16 protein-coding genes are annotated in these 16,833 nt (G+C 69.0%); 6 read left to right on the forward strand and 10 right to left on the reverse strand.

The genetic code is table 11. From position 1 onward, the window contains the following. Positions 1–11 precede the first annotated feature (11 nt). From ABD022_RS09125 to ABD022_RS09140, 4 genes are all read right to left on the reverse strand, one after another. Positions 12–2,600 carry a ComEC/Rec2 family competence protein gene (locus ABD022_RS09125; protein WP_343821051.1) on the reverse strand — a complete coding sequence of 863 codons (2,589 nt, stop codon included), beginning with the start codon at positions 2,598–2,600 and terminating at the stop codon, positions 12–14. Positions 2,601–2,689: 89 nt separating this feature from the next. After that, complete coding sequence (locus ABD022_RS09130; protein WP_343821053.1) at positions 2,690–3,529, reverse strand: TatD family hydrolase; 840 nt, start codon at positions 3,527–3,529, stop codon at positions 2,690–2,692. A gap of 96 nt (positions 3,530–3,625) precedes the next feature. Beyond that, positions 3,626–4,336, reverse strand: a complete 711-nt coding sequence (locus tag ABD022_RS09135) for an ABC transporter ATP-binding protein (RefSeq protein ID WP_325125188.1) — start codon at positions 4,334–4,336, stop codon at positions 3,626–3,628. Continuing rightward, positions 4,329–5,600, reverse strand: coding sequence for a lipoprotein-releasing ABC transporter permease subunit (locus ABD022_RS09140; protein ID WP_325125186.1), 1,272 nt, complete (start codon positions 5,598–5,600; stop codon positions 4,329–4,331). Before ABD022_RS09140 ends, ABD022_RS09135 begins: the two co-directional genes overlap by 8 nt. A 43-nt stretch (positions 5,601–5,643) precedes the next feature. Here ABD022_RS09140 and ABD022_RS09145 point away from each other — a divergent pair, with 43 nt between their 5' ends. Both ABD022_RS09145 and recJ read left to right on the forward strand, forming a co-directional pair. Beyond that, a complete protein-coding gene (locus ABD022_RS09145) occupies positions 5,644–6,555 on the forward strand; it encodes a hypothetical protein (protein WP_343821056.1) in 912 nt (303 codons plus the stop codon). After that, complete coding sequence (gene recJ / locus ABD022_RS09150) at positions 6,540–8,243, forward strand: single-stranded-DNA-specific exonuclease RecJ (protein WP_325125182.1); 1,704 nt, start codon at positions 6,540–6,542, stop codon at positions 8,241–8,243. Before ABD022_RS09145 ends, recJ begins: the two co-directional genes overlap by 16 nt. A gap of 37 nt (positions 8,244–8,280) precedes the next feature. Here the strand turns inward: recJ and ABD022_RS09155 are convergent, their stop codons facing one another. Then, the gene (locus tag ABD022_RS09155) at positions 8,281–9,231 is read right to left on the reverse strand and encodes a DMT family transporter (RefSeq protein ID WP_343821058.1); all 951 of its coding nucleotides are present in this window, start codon (positions 9,229–9,231) and stop codon (positions 8,281–8,283) included. Then, positions 9,228–10,136 (reverse strand): DMT family transporter, encoded by a 909-nt coding sequence (locus ABD022_RS09160; protein ID WP_325125178.1) that lies wholly within the window; start codon positions 10,134–10,136, stop codon positions 9,228–9,230. Before ABD022_RS09160 ends, ABD022_RS09155 begins: the two co-directional genes overlap by 4 nt. A gap of 315 nt (positions 10,137–10,451) precedes the next feature. Between ABD022_RS09160 and infA the strand changes: the two genes are divergently transcribed. Then, entirely contained in the window at positions 10,452–10,715 is a 264-nt protein-coding gene (infA, locus tag ABD022_RS09165) for a translation initiation factor IF-1 (RefSeq protein WP_325125176.1), read from the forward strand. A gap of 97 nt (positions 10,716–10,812) precedes the next feature. Here the strand turns inward: infA and ABD022_RS09170 are convergent, their stop codons facing one another. From ABD022_RS09170 to ABD022_RS09185, 4 genes are all read right to left on the reverse strand, one after another. Then, complete coding sequence (locus tag ABD022_RS09170) at positions 10,813–11,628, reverse strand: type 2 periplasmic-binding domain-containing protein (protein ID WP_343821060.1); 816 nt, start codon at positions 11,626–11,628, stop codon at positions 10,813–10,815. Positions 11,629–11,658: 30 nt separating this feature from the next. Further along, positions 11,659–12,387, reverse strand: coding sequence for an ABC transporter permease (locus tag ABD022_RS09175; protein ID WP_414647444.1), 729 nt, complete (start codon positions 12,385–12,387; stop codon positions 11,659–11,661). Between the two features lie 145 nt (positions 12,388–12,532). Next, positions 12,533–13,528 carry an ABC transporter substrate-binding protein gene (locus tag ABD022_RS09180; RefSeq protein WP_325125170.1) on the reverse strand — a complete coding sequence of 332 codons (996 nt, stop codon included), beginning with the start codon at positions 13,526–13,528 and terminating at the stop codon, positions 12,533–12,535. Next, positions 13,525–14,298, reverse strand: coding sequence for an ABC transporter ATP-binding protein (locus ABD022_RS09185; protein ID WP_325125168.1), 774 nt, complete (start codon positions 14,296–14,298; stop codon positions 13,525–13,527). Before ABD022_RS09185 ends, ABD022_RS09180 begins: the two co-directional genes overlap by 4 nt. Before the next feature lie 174 nt (positions 14,299–14,472). Between ABD022_RS09185 and ABD022_RS09190 the strand changes: the two genes are divergently transcribed. The 3 genes from ABD022_RS09190 (at position 14,473) to ABD022_RS09200 (ending at position 16,733) form a co-directional block, all read left to right on the forward strand. Continuing rightward, positions 14,473–14,931, forward strand: coding sequence for a hypothetical protein (locus ABD022_RS09190; RefSeq protein WP_325125166.1), 459 nt, complete (start codon positions 14,473–14,475; stop codon positions 14,929–14,931). Positions 14,932–15,108: 177 nt separating this feature from the next. Next, complete coding sequence (locus ABD022_RS09195; RefSeq protein WP_343821062.1) at positions 15,109–16,113, forward strand: TRAP transporter substrate-binding protein; 1,005 nt, start codon at positions 15,109–15,111, stop codon at positions 16,111–16,113. A 77-nt stretch (positions 16,114–16,190) separates the two neighbouring features. Beyond that, the gene (locus ABD022_RS09200; RefSeq protein WP_343821063.1) at positions 16,191–16,733 is read left to right on the forward strand and encodes a TRAP transporter small permease; all 543 of its coding nucleotides are present in this window, start codon (positions 16,191–16,193) and stop codon (positions 16,731–16,733) included. Positions 16,734–16,833: the final 100 nt, after the last annotated feature.

Raw genomic sequence — 16,833 nt, forward strand, 5'->3', positions numbered from 1 at the left:
CCAGGCGATTCCTACGGGCGCCGCCCATGCCAATAACGACGGGACGACTCCAGGACACTGTACAACGACAGGCCGGCCGCGCGCGAGCGGGCATTTACCCCGCCTTGCAAATCCGTGCGCCACAGGGCCGAACCGACCTTGCGCCAGCGTTCCAGCACGGCGGCGTCCGGATGGCCGTGGCGGTTCCAGGCGCCCGACTGGACAATGACGTGGCGGGCGGCCACGGCCCCGGCGAAGGCGGCCGACGATGAGGTCCGCGACCCATGGTGCGCCGCCACGACCACGTCCGCCGGCGTCAGGCCGCGTTCGACCAGGGCGGCCTCGGCGCGGATCTCGATGTCGCCCGTCAGCAGCAGGCTGTGATGGGCGCCCCGCACCCGCAACACGCAGCTGCCGGCGTTGGCCTCGGTGCCCCGGCGGCGCGTGCGCACGTCCAGCGGCCACAGGAATTCGAATTCGACACCGTCCATGCGCCAGCGGTCGCCGAAACGGCAGGGCACGGCCGCCAGGGGCAAGGGCGTGGCTGCCGCGTCCAGCTTGCGGGTCTCTGCGCGCAGCCATGCCTCCAGATCGAAGGACGCAAACGCCTGCGCCACAGGCACCGCCGCCAGCACGCTGCGCACTCCGCCGGCGTGGTCCAGATCGGCGTGGGACACGACCAGCGCATCCAGGCGGCGCACCCCCAGCGCCTTCAGCGCCGGAACGATGGTGCGGGCGCCCTGGTCCGCATCCCGCGCATGGCGCGCGCCCGCATCGAACAGCAAGGCATGCCGGGCGGTGCGGACCAGCAGCGCACTGCCCTGCCCGACATCCAGCGCATGCAGATCCCATTCGCCTTCGCCGGGCCGCGCCGGCGGCCACAGCAGCATCGGCAGCAACGCCAGCCAGGCCCAGGCACGCCAGGCCCGAGGACCGGACATGCGCAGCCCCACGGTCCCACGGCGGCAGGCTTGCGCCGCCCCATCGCCCCCGCCCGGCCGGCATGGAGTGCTGCGTCCCGGCCAGAGCGCCACCGCCGCTCCGGCCAGTGCCAGCCCATACACCCACGCCGGCCCGGCAGGCACCGGCCAGGCCGGCAAGGCAGCCAGCCATTCCGTGGGCTGCATCATCAGCGCCAGCGCCCCGTGCACCAGCCGAACCAGGCCCGCGGCAACGGGATCCAGGCCCGGCACGAGCGACACGGCGGCCAGCAGCAGCGACATGGGCGTGACCAGCAGCTCGATGACCGGAATGGCGTAGGCATTGGCCAGCGGGGAGACGAGCGAGACTTCGTGGAAGACCCAGGCCAGCAGCGGCGCCAAGGCCCAGGTCACGGCCCACTGCAGGCGCGCGGCCAGCGCCAGGCCGCGTGCCCAGCGATCGCGCCGCCGCACCGGCATCGCGGCGTGGTCACTCGCACTTTCACTCACCCCGCTGCGTTCCTGCGCGTTCGCTCCGACGGCCAGCAGCACGGCCACCGCCAGGAACGAGAGCCAGAATCCGCCCGCCAGCACCGACCAGGGATCGGTCAGCACGACGGCCACGGCCGCCAGCGCCAGCACCCGCGAACCGCTCAGACGCAGTTGCAGGGCCTGGGAGCCCGCCACCACCGCCAGCATCATGAAGGTGCGCCGGGCGGGCACGCCCCACCCTGCCAGCAGGCAGTACAGCCAGGCGACCAGCAGCGCGGCAAGGGCGCCCGCCCGGCGCGCGGGCCAGCGTTCCGCCAGGCAGCGGCCCCGCCAGCGCAGGCGGCGCCACAAGGCCGAGGCCGCCAGCGCGCCGGCACCGGCCAGCATCGTGATGTGGGATCCGCTGATGGAAACCAGGTGGGTGATGCCGGTCCGGTTGAAGACGGTCCAGTCGGCGGCATCCACCCCATCCTGGTCGCCAATGGCCAGCGCCCGCAGCACCGCCCCGTAACGCAGGTCCCGCAAGTGGGGTTCCATGGCCTGGCGCACCGCATGGCGCGCACGGCCGGCGATGACGGACAAGCCGGCCCAATCCTCGTCGCGCAACCACTCCGGCACGCCGCGCACCGTGCCCTGCGCGCGGATGCCCGACGCAAAGGCATGGGCCTCGTAATCGAAGGCATGCAGGTTCTGCGTTGCCCGCACCGGCCGCAGCACCAGCGCCATGCGCCAGACCTGACCCGGGCGCACTTCGGGAAATGGCGGGTCGGGCGGCCGTTCCGGGGCGTATGGACCGCGCCAGCCACCAGCAGGCCAGCGCACCCGGATCCGCGCGGGCACGCCGCCGGGCCGGGCTTCCAGCACCACGGCCTCGAATTCCAGCCGATCCGGCCGCTGCCTGGGCAGGCTGTCCACACGCACCGCGACTCTCGACACCCGGTCCACATTGCCGTCGGCCAGTGTCTGGTCCAGACGCACCTGGGCACACGACACCGCGAAAACGAAACCGGCCCAGGCGGCCAGCAGGCACCACGCCAGGCCGCGCAACAGGCCGGCGATCCGCGCGGGGCGCGCGCGCCGGGCTGTCCAGATTGCCAGCCCCGGCAAGGCGGACGCCAGGGCCAGCGTGCCGCTGTCCGGCAGATCGGCCAGCCGGTGGGCGCCGAGCACGCCGCCCAGCCCCGCCGCCACCATCGCGCGCCCGAGCATGCCTTCCCCCGAAAATAGACCCAGCCGTCAGCTTAGGAGGCGGATGAACCGCCGGCGCACCGGACGCGCATTCCGGCCCGGCCGGAAAACTACGCAGCGGCCGTGTCTTCCAGGACCCGCGCCAACCGGGGCAGCACGCGACAGGCATTGGCGGTGCACTGCCCGATCTGCGCCTTGGCGTCAGTGCCGCGCAATCCGGCCAGCACCCGGGCAATGCCAGCCGTTTCCGCCGGCTCGTTGCGGGCCTTTTCCAGCCGTCCGCCGGGGCCGCGCCCCAGCCACGCAGGCGGAATGTCGGGCGCATCGGTCTCCAGCACCAGGGCGGAGGCCGGCAATTCAGCCGCCAGGCGGCGGATCTGGCGGGCGCGCTCGAAAGTCATGGCCCCGCCCATGCCCAGCGCGAAGCCCTGCTCGATGAACTGTTCCGCCTGCTGGAAACTGCCGTTGAAGGCATGCGCGATGCCCCCGACAGGCGGGCGGCGGCGCAGATGCTTGAGCAGCGTGTCCTGGGACCGGCGCACGTGCAGCAGCACCGGCAGGCCATGGCGTTGCGCCAGATCCAGCTGGCGTGCGTAGAAGTGTTCCTGGCGCTCGCGGAGTTCGGGCGTGCTGGCTTCCTCGACGAAGAAATCGAGGCCGATCTCGCCGATCGCCACCAGCCTGGGATCGCCCCTGGCCGCCGACAGCGCGGCATCCAGCGCGTCCAGGTCTTCTTCGGCGGACCGGCCCACATACAGCGGATGGATGCCCAGCGCATAGCAGGCGCCCGGAACGGCATGCGCCAGGTCCCGCACGACGTCGAAGTTGGCACGCTCCACCGCAGGGATCACGATGCCCCGGACGCCCGCCTGCCGCGCCCGTTCGATCACGGCAGGCCGGTCGGCATCGAATTCGGCCGCGTCCAGATGGCAATGTGTGTCGATCAGCATGAGGGCTCCGTTCGGTCGTCGGCCGCAGGGGGCTGCGGGCGTCCGGGACTGCGGCACGTGCCGTGCCGGCCCTGCCCGGCCAGCCGCGCGTCCGGCCTACCCGGCCTCGCCGGTGTCTTCGGCCAGCTGCCCGGCCTGCATGTGGAAGCGCCGATGCGCCAGGGCCGCCAGGGCCGGATCGTGGGTGACGATGACGAAGGCCGTGCCCAGTTCGCGGTTGATCCGGGCCAGCAGCGCGAACATGGCATCGGCCGTGTGCCGGTCCAGGTTGCCGGTGGGCTCGTCGGCCAGCACACAGGCCGGCTGGGTGACCAGCGCCCGCGCCAAAGCCACGCGCTGGCGCTCGCCGCCCGACAGCTGGCCCGGGAAGTGGGCGGAGCGCGCCGCCAGGCCGACCTGATCCAGCATCGCGGCGGCCTGCTCCCGGGCCTGCGCGCGCGGCAGGCGGCGCACGATCAGGGGCATGGCCACATTGTCCAGCGCGGTGAATTCCGGCAGCAAGTGGTGGAACTGATAGACGAAACCCAGGGCCTGGTTGCGCAGGCGGCTGCGGCGGCGCTCATCCAATCCGTTGGCGGCCTGGCCGGCGATCCACAGCCGGCCCTCGTCCGGTTCCTCCAGCAGGCCCAGCATGTGCAGCAGCGTGCTCTTGCCCGAGCCCGAAGCACCGACGACTGCGACCATTTCGTGGGCATGGACCGACAGGCTGACGTCGCGCAGGACCTCGACCCGCCCGGCCCCCTCGTCGTAGGTCTTGGCCAGGCGCTCGGCGCGCAATACGGCGTCGGGGGCGGCGGGATCAGTCATGGCGCAGCACTCGGGCGGGTTGCAGGCGGGATGCCCGCCAGCTGGGGTACAGCGTGGCCAGCAGGGACAGGACCAGGGACGTTCCACCGATCACGGCGATGTCGCCCAGCTGGGGATTGGACGGCAGCTCGCTGATGAAATAGATCTGCTGTGGCAGGAACTGGATGCCCAGCATGTGCTCGATCCAGGGCACGATGACATCGATGTTGTAGGCCACCAGCGTGCCCAGGGCCACGCCCCCCAGTGTGCCCACCGCGCCGATCAGGGCGCCCTGGATCAGGAAGATGCGCGCGATCTCGGCCGGCGTGGCCCCCAGGGTGCGCAGAATGGCGATGTCGGAACGCTTGTCCTTGACCGCCATCACCAGGGAAGACAGCAGGTTGAAGGCCGCCACCGCCACGATCAGGGTCAGGATGAGGAACATCATCCGCTTCTCGGTCTGCACGGCGGCGAACCAGGTGCGGTTGTTCTGGGTCCAGTCCGAGGCCCGCACTCCCGCCGGCATCCGGCCGAGCAAGGCATGCGCCACCTGGGGGGCGCGCTGCATGTCGGCGATGCGCAGCCGCACGCCGCTCACGCCGCTGTCGCGGAACACCCGGGCGGCGTCCTGCACATCGATGAACACCAGCGAGGCGTCGTACTCGTAATAGCCGGAGGAAAAGATGCCCGATACCGTGAACTGCCGCATGCGGGGCGTGAAACCGGCCGGGGAAATCGACCCCTGGGGCGCCAGCAGCAGAACCGTATCGCCCACCATCAGGCCCAGGGACTGGGCGATCTGGCTGCCCACCACCATGCGGAAGGAACCCGGCTTCAGGCTGTCGAGCGTTCCCGAGGCCATCTGGCCCGCCAGGTCGGATACCTCGGGTTCGATGGCCGGGTCGATGCCGCGCACCTGCACGCCGCTGAGACCTTCTCCACGCGCCAGCATGCCCTGGGCCGCGACGAACGGGGCCGCGCCCCGCACGACCGGATCCTTGCGGGCGGCATCGGCCAGGTCGCGCCAGTGCTCCAGCACCTGCTCGTGGCCCGCGCCCGGCACGTACAGCTCGATGTGCGGCAGCACCGACAGCATGCGGTCGCGCACCTGGGTCTGGAAGCCATTCATCACCGACAGGACGATGATCAGTGCCGCCACCCCCAGACCGATGCCGGCCATGGAGCTGGCCGCCACGAAGGACACGAAGCGATCGCCGCGGCGTCCGCCCCGCCCTGCCCGGGCCAGGCCCGCGTAGCGCGCCCCAATCCACCATTCGTACGCCATGCGTATCGCCATCCTCGTCCGATTGATATCCTACAATTCCGCCATGCACATCGTGATCCCCGGGGCATTGCCCGAACCCGAGGTGGCTGCCGAACTGGCGCCCCACCTGGCGCAACGCGCCCCCACACTCGCCCGCTGGCTGGGCCTCGGCACACCCAGGCACGCGGCCTGTCCGGCCTCGGAAACCTGGTGCACGCCGCTGGAACACTGGCTGCTTCACGCAAGCGGATTCACGCCGGCACAAGACGAGCATATTAGCGCAGGTCTGGGACCACTGCGCCTGCCCGCCCCGGACGACGAACCCGTCTGGCTGGCCGAACTGATCCACATGGCGCCCTCGCGCGATGGCGCAGCCCTGCTGCCGGCGGACACGCTGTCGATCGAACCAGGGCAGTCCGCCGCCCTGCTGGAAGCGGCTCGCGACCTGATCGACGACAGCGGCATCGGATTGACGCCCGAAACTCCCGACACCTGGCGGGTGCACTGGCCCGGGCCCATGCGCCTGGCCTGCGCCAGCCCGGCGCTCGTTGCCGTCAGCGCCGTCAACGACTGGTGGCCGCAGGATCCGGCGGCGCGCCCCTGGCGGCGCCTGGTCAACGGCCTGCAGATGGCCTGGCACGACCATCCGGTCAATCTGCAACGCCAGCGCGACGGGCTCGCCCCGATCAACAGCCTGTGGCTGTACGGCGGTGCGCGCCGCAGCCAGCTGGGGCGGCCGCTGCCCGACGATCTGCGCATCGAGACCGCGCTGCAGGCCCCGGCGGTCGCCCAGGACTGGGGCGGCTGGATCGAGGCATTGGCCGGCCTCGAGCAACGCTGCTTCGCGCCCCTGGCCGGCGCCGCACCCACGCTGGTGCTGACCGGACGCGAGCGCACGGTGGAACTGGATACGCGTGCGGGCTGGCTGCGGCGCCTGCGCCCGCTCGACTGGAGGCGCTGGTGGTGCAGCCGCTGATCCTCGCACGCACCGCCGATCCCGCCCGGACGCAGGCCCTGATGGCGGCAGGCGTGCACCCCCTGCTGGCCCGCCTGTGGGCCGCCCGGGGGCTGGAACAGGCCGGTCCCACCGAATGGGCCGCGCTGATCCCCCCCTCCCGGCTCAGCCACGTGGACCGCGCCGGCGCGCTGCTGGCCGATGCCATCCAGGACGGACGGCGGCTGCTGATCGTGGCCGACTACGATTGCGACGGCGCCACAGCCTGCGCCGTGGCCGTGCGTGCGCTGCGCGAGATGGGCGCGCAGGTCGGCTTCCTGGTGCCCAACCGCTTCGAGACCGGCTATGGCCTGTCTCCCGCCGTGGTCGAACTGGCCTGCCGCCACCCGGCCGGCAAGCCGGATCTGCTGGTGACGGTGGACAACGGGATCGCCAGCATCGAAGGCGTGGCAGCCGCACGTGCCGCCGGCATCGACGTCATCGTCACCGACCACCACCTGCCCGGGCCCGAGCTGCCCGACGCACTGGCCATCGTCAATCCGAACCAGTCCGGCTGCGGCTTTCCCTCCAAGCACCTGGCGGGCGTGGGGGTGATCTTCTACGTCATGCTCGCCCTGCGGGCCGCGCTGCGGGCGCGTGGCGCCCTGCCCCCCAGGGGCGGCCCGAAACTCGAGTCCTATGCCGATCTGGTGGCCCTGGGCACGGTGGCCGACGTGGTGCGCCTGGACGCCAACAACCGGCTGCTGGTCGGCCAGGGGCTGCGGCGCATCCGTCAGGGCAGGATGCAGGCCGGGCTGGCCGCCCTGTTCGAAGTTGCCGGCCGCGACCCAGCCCGGGCCGGCACGGACGACCTGGGCTTCGCCCTGGGGCCGCGCATCAACGCCGCCGGCCGCATGGCCGACATGAGCCTGGGCATCCACTGCCTGCTGGAAGACGACCCCGGCCGCGCCCTGGAACTGGCGCGCGCGCTGGACGAGATCAACCGCGAGCGCCGCGCCAGGGAAACCGTCATGCGCGACGAAGCACTGGCCCACCTCGACGCACAGGCCCAGGCCCGCGCCGCAAGCGTCTGCGTCTGGCAGCCGGGCTGGCATCCCGGGGTGATCGGCCTGGTCGCCTCGCGCCTGAAGGAAACCTACTGGCGCCCCGCCCTGGCCTTCGCGCCCGGCGACGACGGCACCCTGCGCGGCTCGGGCCGCTCGATCCCGGAAATCCACCTGCGCGATGCGCTGGACCTGGTCAGCAAGCGGCTGCCTGATGCCATCGTGCAGTTCGGCGGCCACGCCATGGCGGCCGGCCTGACGCTCAGGACGGCCGCTTTCGATGCCTTCGCGGTGCAGTTCGATGCCGCGGTGCGCACCCTGGGCGGACGCGAATCCTTCGAGCCGCGGCTGGACACCGATGGGCCGCTGGAACCGGACTACCTGACCGTGGAGACGGCCTGCCTGCTGGCCGATCAGGTCTGGGGCGCCGGATTTCCGCCGCCGCTGTTCCGGGACCGTTTCCGCGTGCTGCACCAGCGCCTGCTGAAAGACAAGCACCTGAAGCTGTTCCTGGAGCGGGACGGCCTGCGCCTGGACGCCATCTGGTTCAACCACGCCGACCCCTTGCCCGACACCATCGAGGCCGTCTACCGGCTGGACTGCAACACCTGGGGAGGCCGCAGCACCGTGCAGCTGCTGATCGAGGACGCCCGGGGCGCTGCCTGAAGGCAGCCGGGCAAGGCAGAACGCGACAACGGCTGCGTCACCCGGCCCACGGCGGCGTACGGTCCGCGGCAGCCCTGGCGCGCGCCGGCCATGCAGCCAGCAACAGCCCCGCCAGGGCCAGGCCAAAAGCCAGGGCCTGGGAAGCGCCAAAAGGCTCCCCCAGCATCCACACCCCGATGCAGGCGGACCCGACCGGCAGCATCGCGGTGAATACCCCGGCGTGCGAGGCCGGCACCCGGCGCAGGCCCGTCATCCACAGCCAGATCGTCCAGCTGGACGCCAGCCCATAGAACAGCAACAGCCCCCATACCGGCCAGGACACTGCCTCGAAATCGAAATGCCAGGCGGTCCAGGCGCCCGCCGGCAGCATCAGCGCGAACCCCCACAGGTTCATCAGGGCGCTGATGCGCCGCGACGACAGGACATCCGTCAGACGCTTGCCGATCACGGCATAGCAGGCTTCGCACAGGACCGCACAACCCAGCAGCACGTAGCCCAACCCGCGATCGCCGCCGGCGCCATCCGCCGGGATTCCCCCGGTTCCGGGCCGCGCCAGGGCCAGGAGCGCGATGCCGGATACCGCGCAGAGAATGGCGGCCAGGACCCGGGGGCGGATCGTCTCGCGCAGCACCACGCGGCTGAGCACCGCGATGGCGGCCGGAATGGCCGACATGACGACGCCGGCCGCCACCGCACCGCTGTAGCTGACACCCAGCACCATGAAGACCGTAAACAGGAAGCTGCCGATGAAGGCCTCCAGGAACACCAGCAGGCGCACGCGCAGGGTGGGTGCGGGCTCGGAGGCCGGCCGGCGCAGCCAGTGCAGCATGCCGGCGCCGCCGATGCCGAAACGCAGCCAGCCCAGCAGGAACACCGGGAACACGGCGACCAGCGGTTTGCTCAGGGCCACGCAGGCGCCGACGACGAACATGCTGGCCGCCAGGCTGCCATAGGACAGCAGCGGCACCTCGCGGTCCGATGCGCTCATGTGCGCGGCTGCCGTGACGACAGGATGATGCCTCCGATGATCAGGGCAAAGGCCAGCGCGTGAAAGAGCCGGGGGCTTTCGCCCAGCAGCGCCAGGGACAGCAGCGCCGCGATCAGCGGTGTCAGGTTGTTGAAGAAACCGGCGAGCGTCGGCCCGACGCGCTGCACCCCCGCGCCCCAGCAGCGGAAGGCGATGACCGCCGGCCCCACCGCGACGAAGGCGACGGTGAGCGCCAGGGGCCAGCCCCAGTCGATCCGCCAGTCCGTCAGCCCCCATTCGAGCGCGGCGAAGAGCCCGGACCAGGCCACGCCGTAGACCACCTGTCCCAACAGGAAGCCGGCCCAGTGTGATCGTACCGGCGCATCGGCCGGCACCCGGGTCAGTTGCCAGCTGTAGAAAGCCCAGAGGATGGTGGCCAGCACCATCAGCAGGTCGCCGGCGACGAAATGCAGCGCCAGGAGCTTGCCCCAATCGCCCTGGGACAACACCACGGCCACCCCGGCCAGCGACAGCGCCGACCCCGCGACCTGGGCCGGCCGGATCGGCGCGCCGTGGAACACCCGGCCCACGATCAGCATCCAGACAGGCATGCTGGCCGCCACCAGCGTCACGTTCACCGGCGTCGAAGTATGCAAGGCCAGGTACTGCAGCGAGTTGTAGAGCCCCACCCCCAGCAGCCCCAGCACGGCATAGCGCCGCCATTCGCGCCAGACGGCGCTGCCGGCGCACAGCACGCCGTAGCCCAGGGGCAGGAGCAGCAGCAGGGCCAGCGCCCAACGCAGGAAATTCAGGGTCAGGGGCGGCACCATCTGGGACACCGCGCGGCCGACGACGGCGTTGCCCGCCCACATCATGGGCGGAATCAGCAGCAAGGCCACCGTGCCGGTGCTCAAACGTTCATTCATCGCGGGTCGCAAAACAGAAGGTGAGCAGGAATTCTAACCGCACCGCGAAGATCACCCCGGATGGCCGCGAAAACAGTGCACCTCCGGTTCTTGACATAAGATGCTTCAAGCTTTATCATATAAGTACTTGATAATCAGCGGTTTTCAATTCTGGCGATATTTCTTGCCAGTCTATGCGGCAATTGCCCGCTGTCCCTTCGGGGGCCTCGCGCCCCTGCCCGGATTCGATCGCCCTTGCGACCCCACCCGCATGCAGCGCCATGAAAGCGATGCATGTCCGCTGATTTTTTGTCCCCCTCACCGGAGCGCACCACGATGGCCAAAGAAGAACTGCTCGAAATGCATGGATCCGTGACGGAAGTCCTGCCCGATTCCCGTTTCCGCGTGACGCTGGACAATGGACACCCCGTCATCGCCTATACCGGCGGCAAGATGCGCAAGCACCATATCCGCATCCTGGCCGGCGACCAGGTCACCCTGGAAATGTCCCCCTACGACCTCACCAAGGGCCGCATCACCTTCCGTCACCTGAACCGCAGCGCGGGAAGCGCACCCGCTCCCCGCCGCCGCTCGCACTGAGCGCCACGCCGCCTTCCCCCGGCGCAGCTACCTCCGGCCAGGCACCGGCCTGCGGATGGTGCCGCCGCCGTGCCGGCCCACGCCCCATGCCGGGCGCTCAGTGGCAGTCCGGCACCGTCTGATCCAGATAGACCTCGAATGCAATGTCCCGGGCCTGCCGGCGCGCCAGTTCGCGCAGCCGCTCCGGCGACGTGGCCTGGCGCACGGCGGCCTTGCGGGGCGCAGACAGGTCTTCGCGCGTGAGACGCACCAGTTCCGCTTTCCGATAGGGTGCCAGCTGGGCCGAAAATTTCTTCCATTCGGGGAAAATCAGCAGCTGTCTCAGGAAATCCTCGTCCTGCACGGCGGCGTCGCATTGCCCGATCCGCAGAGCCAGCAGGGCATCGGTTGCCGAGGCATAGATCTGCTCGATGGCGCCGAAACGCGCCGTCAGTTCACCGGATACGCGGCCGTCGGCGCTCAGGCACACGGTCCGGCCGCTCAGTTCGGACCAGGCATGGATGTCGGTATCGGTCCGCATGATCGCCATGGGGCTGGCCGACCAGGACAGCGCCGCGGCATGCACGCCTGGCGGCAATGCGGCGCCTTCGCCCGGCAACACCCCCACCCAGGCGTCCAGCACGCCATCGGCGATCTGCTGCGCGGCCTGCCCGGGTGCCGCAGCCTGAAGGGGCGCACTGCCCTGTCCCTGTTGCCCTGCCAGGACCTCGATGCGGGCCGTGGTCCGGACCTTGGCCCCGGGAGCCTGTGGCGCGGGCACTTCCGCCACGCCCAGGACCCAGCCATCGCCGGCAGCGGGCACCGGCGCGGTTTCCTCGGCCGCCGCACGACCGGCCTGGGGCAGGACGATCGCCCCGGCCGCCAGCCACGCCAGCAGGCCGCTCCGGAACAATGAATGCGCAGAATCCTTCATGGCTTGGCATGCCCCGGCCATGGCCGGGCCTCACACGTATTGATAGCGCAGCACCTTGCGCTTGATGTTTTCCAGGAACACCTGGTCGATCAGCGTGGCCAGGATGGCGATGGTCAGGATGTTGGCCATCACGCCCACCATGTCCGCGGTCTCGCCCGCGTAGGCCAGCGAACGGCCCAGCCCCTGGCCGAAGCCGATCAGCATTTCGGCCGAGATCAGCGCGCGCCAGGCGTTGCCGAAGGCCAGCTGGGCGCCGGTGATCAGTTCCGGCATGACGGCGGGCAGATAGACGCGCCGCAGCATGTCCCAGGGATTGGCGCCCATGACCCGCGCTGCCGACACATGTGTCTGCAGGACGCTTTCGGTCGCGTTCATGACCGACAGGGCAGCCGGAAAGAACGCCGCCAGGGCGATCACCACGATGATGGGCACGTTGCCGAACCCCATCAGGATCAGGAACAGCGGCACCCAGGCGATCGACGGGATCGACTGCAGCACGATGATCGCGGATTTCAGCACCTCGCGGAAGAACACCAGCAGCCCCCCCGCCAGGCCGAAGCCGATGCCGAACAGCAGGGCGAAACCGTAACCCACGCCCAGCCGCCCCATGCTGCCGGCCAGGATGGCGCGGAACTCGGCGGTCTGGATGTCGTGCCACACGCGAACCAGCACCTTGGGCACGCCGGGCATCAGGAAGTCCGGCAGTGTCCAGGCGGCCATCTGCCAGAACAGCAGGATGGCGGCGATGGCGATCAGCATGGCCAGCTTGCGTGCGGCCGGAGAGAGGCGTCGTTTTTTGCTCATGGATTCCAGACAAGGCATGGCCGGGCATCAGGGAAACCCTGCCCGGCCATCGGTGTGTTTCAGACGGGGGTGCCATTATCGCACCCGTCCGCCTCGCGCATCACAACTTGCGAGCCTGCTGCCAATCCAGGTCGACGATGGACTTCACATCGTAGGGCTTTCCGTCCTGGGTCTTCAGGGCTCCCTGGGCCTGCATGATGTCGGCGATTTCCTGCATCCGCGTCAGATCCTGCGGCGTCAGCGCGGCGCTGAAGGTCTGGGTCTGGATCGCCTTGCTGATGACCTGCTCGCGCGGCACATCGCCGTGTTCCAGGGTCTTCAGGGTCGGCTCGGCGATGAAGTAGTCGGCGATCAGCTTGGCGGCCTCGTCCGGCTTCTGCTGCAGCAGGTTGATGGCCTCACGCTGGGCATCCAGAGACTTCCAGACCAGGTCCTTCTTGTTCTTCAGGGTCTCACCCGAAGTGATCGTCACCATGCAGGGGAAGGGCCAGACTTCGCCGATCTCGTAGATCTGCTTCACCGGCGCGATCAACTGGGCAATGCTCGCTTGCGGCTCGAACAGGAAAGCCGCATCCACGCGCTTGCCGACCAGGGACTGCACGGCCACCTGCGGGCTCACGCCCAGGATGGACACATCCTCGGGCACCAGGCCGGCGTTCTTGAGCACCACGCCGCGCAGCACCGTATCGGCCGTGCTGCCCTCTTTCTGCGAGGCCAGGGTATGCCCCTTCAGGCCAGCCACGTCCTTGATGCCCGCGTCTTCGCGCACCACCAGCGCATGGAAGCCGCGCTGCGCGCCGCCGACGACCTTCAGGTCCGCGCCGCGCGAGGACCAGGAAGCCGCATTGGTGAAGCCCAGCACGCCGGTGTCGAGCTGCCCGCCGACGATGGCCTTGATCAGGTCGGTGCCCGACTTGAACTCGACCAGTTGCACGTCCAGCCCCTGCTTTTCATAGAACTTGCCCTCGTAGGCAGCGATGGCCTGGGCGTCGTCCATGACGCGGATGTAGCCGACCTTGAAGGGCTCGGCGGCCTGCACCTGGGACGCCATCGTCAGCGCGGCCAGGAGGGGAATCAGAAAACGGCTGGGTTTCATGCTACGAGTTCCTCGGGAATGGATTGAGAATGTTCGGTGTCGTCGACAATGCCCAGCAGGCCCAGGATTTCCCGGCGCATGGCGGCGAAGTTCGACAGGTCGTGTGTCTTGACGGTATCCGACAGATGGAATTCCTTCAGCACGCGCGACGGCCGGGCGCTGAAGACCAGGATGCGGTCGGCCAGGAACAGCGCCTCGTCGACGTCGTGGGTCACCAGCAGCACCGTGGGCCGGGTCTCGCGGATCAGGGTGCGCAGGGCATCCTGCAGGGTCATGCGGGTCAGCGCGTCCAGCGCGCCAAAGGGCTCGTCCAGCAGCAGCACTTCGGGATGCGTGATGAAGGCGCGCGCCAGGGCGCAACGTTGGCGCATGCCACCCGATACCTGGTGCGGAAAATAATCCTCGAAGCCCTTGAGCCGGACCTTGTCGAGCCACACACGCGCCTGCTGCTGCGCCTCGGCCTTGCCGACCTTCTGCAGCTCCAGGGCCATCGCCACGTTCTGGACCAGGGTCAGCCAGGGGTACAGCGCATTTTCCTGGAACATCAGCATGCGGCTGGGATCGGGCTTGCGCACCGGCTGGCCGTCGGCCAGCACCTGGCCCGCGGACGGTTTTTCCAGCCCCGCGGCCATATGCAGCAGGGTGGATTTGCCGCACCCTGACGGCCCCACCAGGGCCACCAGCTCGCCCGGTGCGATATCGCGCTCGAAGCGCTCGACCACCCGCAGGTCGCCGAAGCGCTTTTCAACCTGCCTGAAGGATAGATTCATACGTCAAACGGCCCGGAATGAAATCGGTTCAATGATGTTCAATACTTTAACGATCCCCCTTAATGAGCAACAACGATTCGTTCACCATTTCTTTATTTCTTATAGAAATATGGATTCAATGGAACGAAGCCGGACGGAAGCGCTACGATAGGGCGTCCCCACTCCGGAATACCCATGTCCAGCCCATCTTCCCCGGATCCGATCGTCCGGCTGCAGGCCGTTCATGCCGAAACCCGCCGGCTGCTACAACCCCTTGCCGGCGGCGCCATGGCGCCAGCCACGCTTCCCGCCTGGATCGGCGGGCCGGCACGCATCGCTCACGACATCCTGGAACAGCGCCTGTTTCCCGCGCTGATCGAATCCATGGCGGGGTCGGACGCCGTGTGCCTGAAGGGCATGACCGCCGGCCTGGCCCGGGACCGCGCCGACCTGGACCGGCGCTGGCGCCAGGCCGTGCTCCCCGCACTCGGCGACAACCCGGCCGGATCCGCGCTCGCCGCCTGGGCCAGCGACTATCTGGCCTGGCTGGCGCGCGCCGACGAGGAACTGCTGCCCATGGCGGCCCGCCTGCTGGACGACGCATCACTGGACGAATTGGCCGCCGGCTGCGCATCGCTCGATGGCGGCGCCTGAAGCGGCCACACTGAAACCCGGCGCACGGCAGGGCCATTTCTAGTGGTTTGCCCCTGTCGACGCAGCTGCCGATTCCTGCCTATACTCCGCACGTTCAACTGCCTGTCAGTCAGCAGGCTGTCAGTTCGACGCCATGGACTTTCCCGCATGGCGCGCCTCGACCTCGGAGACCCCTCAATGAAATTCGCGACCACCCGCATCGCCGCCGCCGTCGGCCTGACCCTGACCCTGGGTCTCGCCGCCGCCACTGCCCACGCCGCCCCCATCGTCATCAAGTTCAGCCACGTCGTGGCCGAATCCACCCCCAAGGGCCAGGGTGCGCTCAAGTTCAAGGAGTTGGCCGAGGCCGCCCTGCCCGGCAAGGTCGAAGTCCAGGTGTTCCCCAACTCGCAGCTCTTCGGCGACGGCAAGGAAATGGAAGCCCTGCTGCTGGGCGACGTGCAGATCATCGCCCCGTCCCTGGCCAAGTTCGACCGCTACACCAAGAAGATTCAGATCTTCGACCTGCCCTTCATGTTCGACGACATGGATGCGCTCGACCGCTTCCAGTCCAGCCCCAAGGGCCAGGAACTGCTGGATTCGATGAAGTCCAAGGGCATCAAGGGCCTGGCCTACTGGCACAACGGCCTCAAGCAGCTGTCCACCAACAAGGACAAGCTCACCCGCCCCGAAGACGTCAAGGGCCTGAAATTCCGCATCCAGTCCTCCGACGTGCTGGAGGCCCAGTTCCGCCAGCTGGGCGCCAACCCGCAGAAGCTGGCCTTCTCCGAGGTCTACCAGGCGCTGCAGACCGGTGTGGTCGACGGGGCCGAAAATCCCTGGTCCAACATCTATTCGCAGAAATTCCACGAAGTCCAGAAGACCATCGCGGTCACCAACCACGGCGCCCTGGACTACATGGTGATCACCAATTCCGGCTGGTGGGACGGCCTGCCCGAAGACATCCGCGCGGGGCTGCAGAAGGCCATGGCGGGCGCCACCGAGCACGCCAACAAGCTGGCCGCCGAGATCAACGACCGCGACCGCCAGCGCATCGCCGACGCCGGCAAGGCCAAGATCCAGACCCTGTCCAAGGAAGACGTCGCCGCCTGGCGCACCGCCATGCAACCCGTCTGGAAGAAGTTCGAAGACCAGATCGGCAAGGACATCATCGACGCCGCCAGCGCATCGAACCAGCAATAAGGCGCCGGGTTCACTCCCTCGCCCGATCACGGCCGCTTCGCAGCGGCCGTTTCTCATCCTGAGCAGGAGATCCTCCCATGCTGAAAAAATGGCTGGAACACATCGAGGAGGGCCTGATTGCCTTTCTCCTGGCGGCCATGACCGTCGTGACCTTCGCCCAGGTCGTGGCCCGCTACGTCTTCAACTACAGCTTCGTGTGGGCGCTGGAGCTGACGATGTACTTCTTCGGTGCCCTGATCTTTCTGGGCATCTCCTACGGCGTGCGCGTGGGCGCACACATCGGGGTCGATGCGTTCGTGCGCATCCTGCCCGCACGCGCCGCCCACAAGCTGGCCATCCTCAGCACGCTGCTGTGCATCCTGTACGCGGCCATCGTCGTCTACGGCGCCTGGATCTACGTCGACAAGATCCACACCATCGGCATCATGGCCCAGGACCTGCCCATCCCGCAGTGGGTGCCGCGCGTCGTGCTGCCCCTGGGCTACGCGCTGCTGATCTGGCGCCTGGGCGAGGTCCTGTGGAACCTGCTGCGCGGCGGCCACGCCTCGCTGCTGGGCGACGAAGTCGCCGACGCCATGAAACTGCTCGGCGATGACGATTCCAAGGGAGACGCAGCATGACCACCACCGCGCTGTTCATTCTGCTGTTTGTCTTCATGTTCATGGGCATGCCCGTGGCCGTGGCCCTGGGCCTGTCCTCGCTGCTGACCATCATGGCCTT

This window comes from Castellaniella daejeonensis (genome assembly GCF_039523555.1).
Taxonomy (GTDB): Bacteria; Pseudomonadota; Gammaproteobacteria; order Burkholderiales; family Burkholderiaceae_B; genus Castellaniella; species Castellaniella daejeonensis.

Bases quoted from the DNA above. Each gene is read 5' to 3' on its own strand.
- ABD022_RS09125 (WP_343821051.1), bottom strand. From the start codon at position 2,600: ATGCTCGGGCGCGCGATGGTGGCGGCGGGGCTGGGCGGCGTGCTCGGC.
- ABD022_RS09130 (WP_343821053.1), bottom strand. From the start codon at position 3,529: ATGCTGATCGACACACATTGCCATCTGGACGCGGCCGAATTCGATGCC.
- ABD022_RS09135 (WP_325125188.1), bottom strand. From the start codon at position 4,336: ATGACTGATCCCGCCGCCCCCGACGCCGTATTGCGCGCCGAGCGCCTG.
- ABD022_RS09140 (WP_325125186.1), bottom strand. From the start codon at position 5,600: ATGGCGTACGAATGGTGGATTGGGGCGCGCTACGCGGGCCTGGCCCGG.
- ABD022_RS09145 (WP_343821056.1), top strand. From the start codon at position 5,644: ATGCACATCGTGATCCCCGGGGCATTGCCCGAACCCGAGGTGGCTGCC.
- ABD022_RS09155 (WP_343821058.1), bottom strand. From the start codon at position 9,231: ATGAGCGCATCGGACCGCGAGGTGCCGCTGCTGTCCTATGGCAGCCTG.
- ABD022_RS09160 (WP_325125178.1), bottom strand. From the start codon at position 10,136: ATGAATGAACGTTTGAGCACCGGCACGGTGGCCTTGCTGCTGATTCCG.
- infA (WP_325125176.1), top strand. From the start codon at position 10,452: ATGGCCAAAGAAGAACTGCTCGAAATGCATGGATCCGTGACGGAAGTC.
- ABD022_RS09170 (WP_343821060.1), bottom strand. From the start codon at position 11,628: ATGAAGGATTCTGCGCATTCATTGTTCCGGAGCGGCCTGCTGGCGTGG.
- ABD022_RS09175 (WP_414647444.1), bottom strand. From the start codon at position 12,387: ATGCTGATCGCCATCGCCGCCATCCTGCTGTTCTGGCAGATGGCCGCC.
- ABD022_RS09180 (WP_325125170.1), bottom strand. From the start codon at position 13,528: ATGAAACCCAGCCGTTTTCTGATTCCCCTCCTGGCCGCGCTGACGATG.
- ABD022_RS09185 (WP_325125168.1), bottom strand. From the start codon at position 14,298: ATGAATCTATCCTTCAGGCAGGTTGAAAAGCGCTTCGGCGACCTGCGG.
- ABD022_RS09190 (WP_325125166.1), top strand. From the start codon at position 14,473: ATGTCCAGCCCATCTTCCCCGGATCCGATCGTCCGGCTGCAGGCCGTT.
- ABD022_RS09195 (WP_343821062.1), top strand. From the start codon at position 15,109: ATGAAATTCGCGACCACCCGCATCGCCGCCGCCGTCGGCCTGACCCTG.
- ABD022_RS09200 (WP_343821063.1), top strand. From the start codon at position 16,191: ATGCTGAAAAAATGGCTGGAACACATCGAGGAGGGCCTGATTGCCTTT.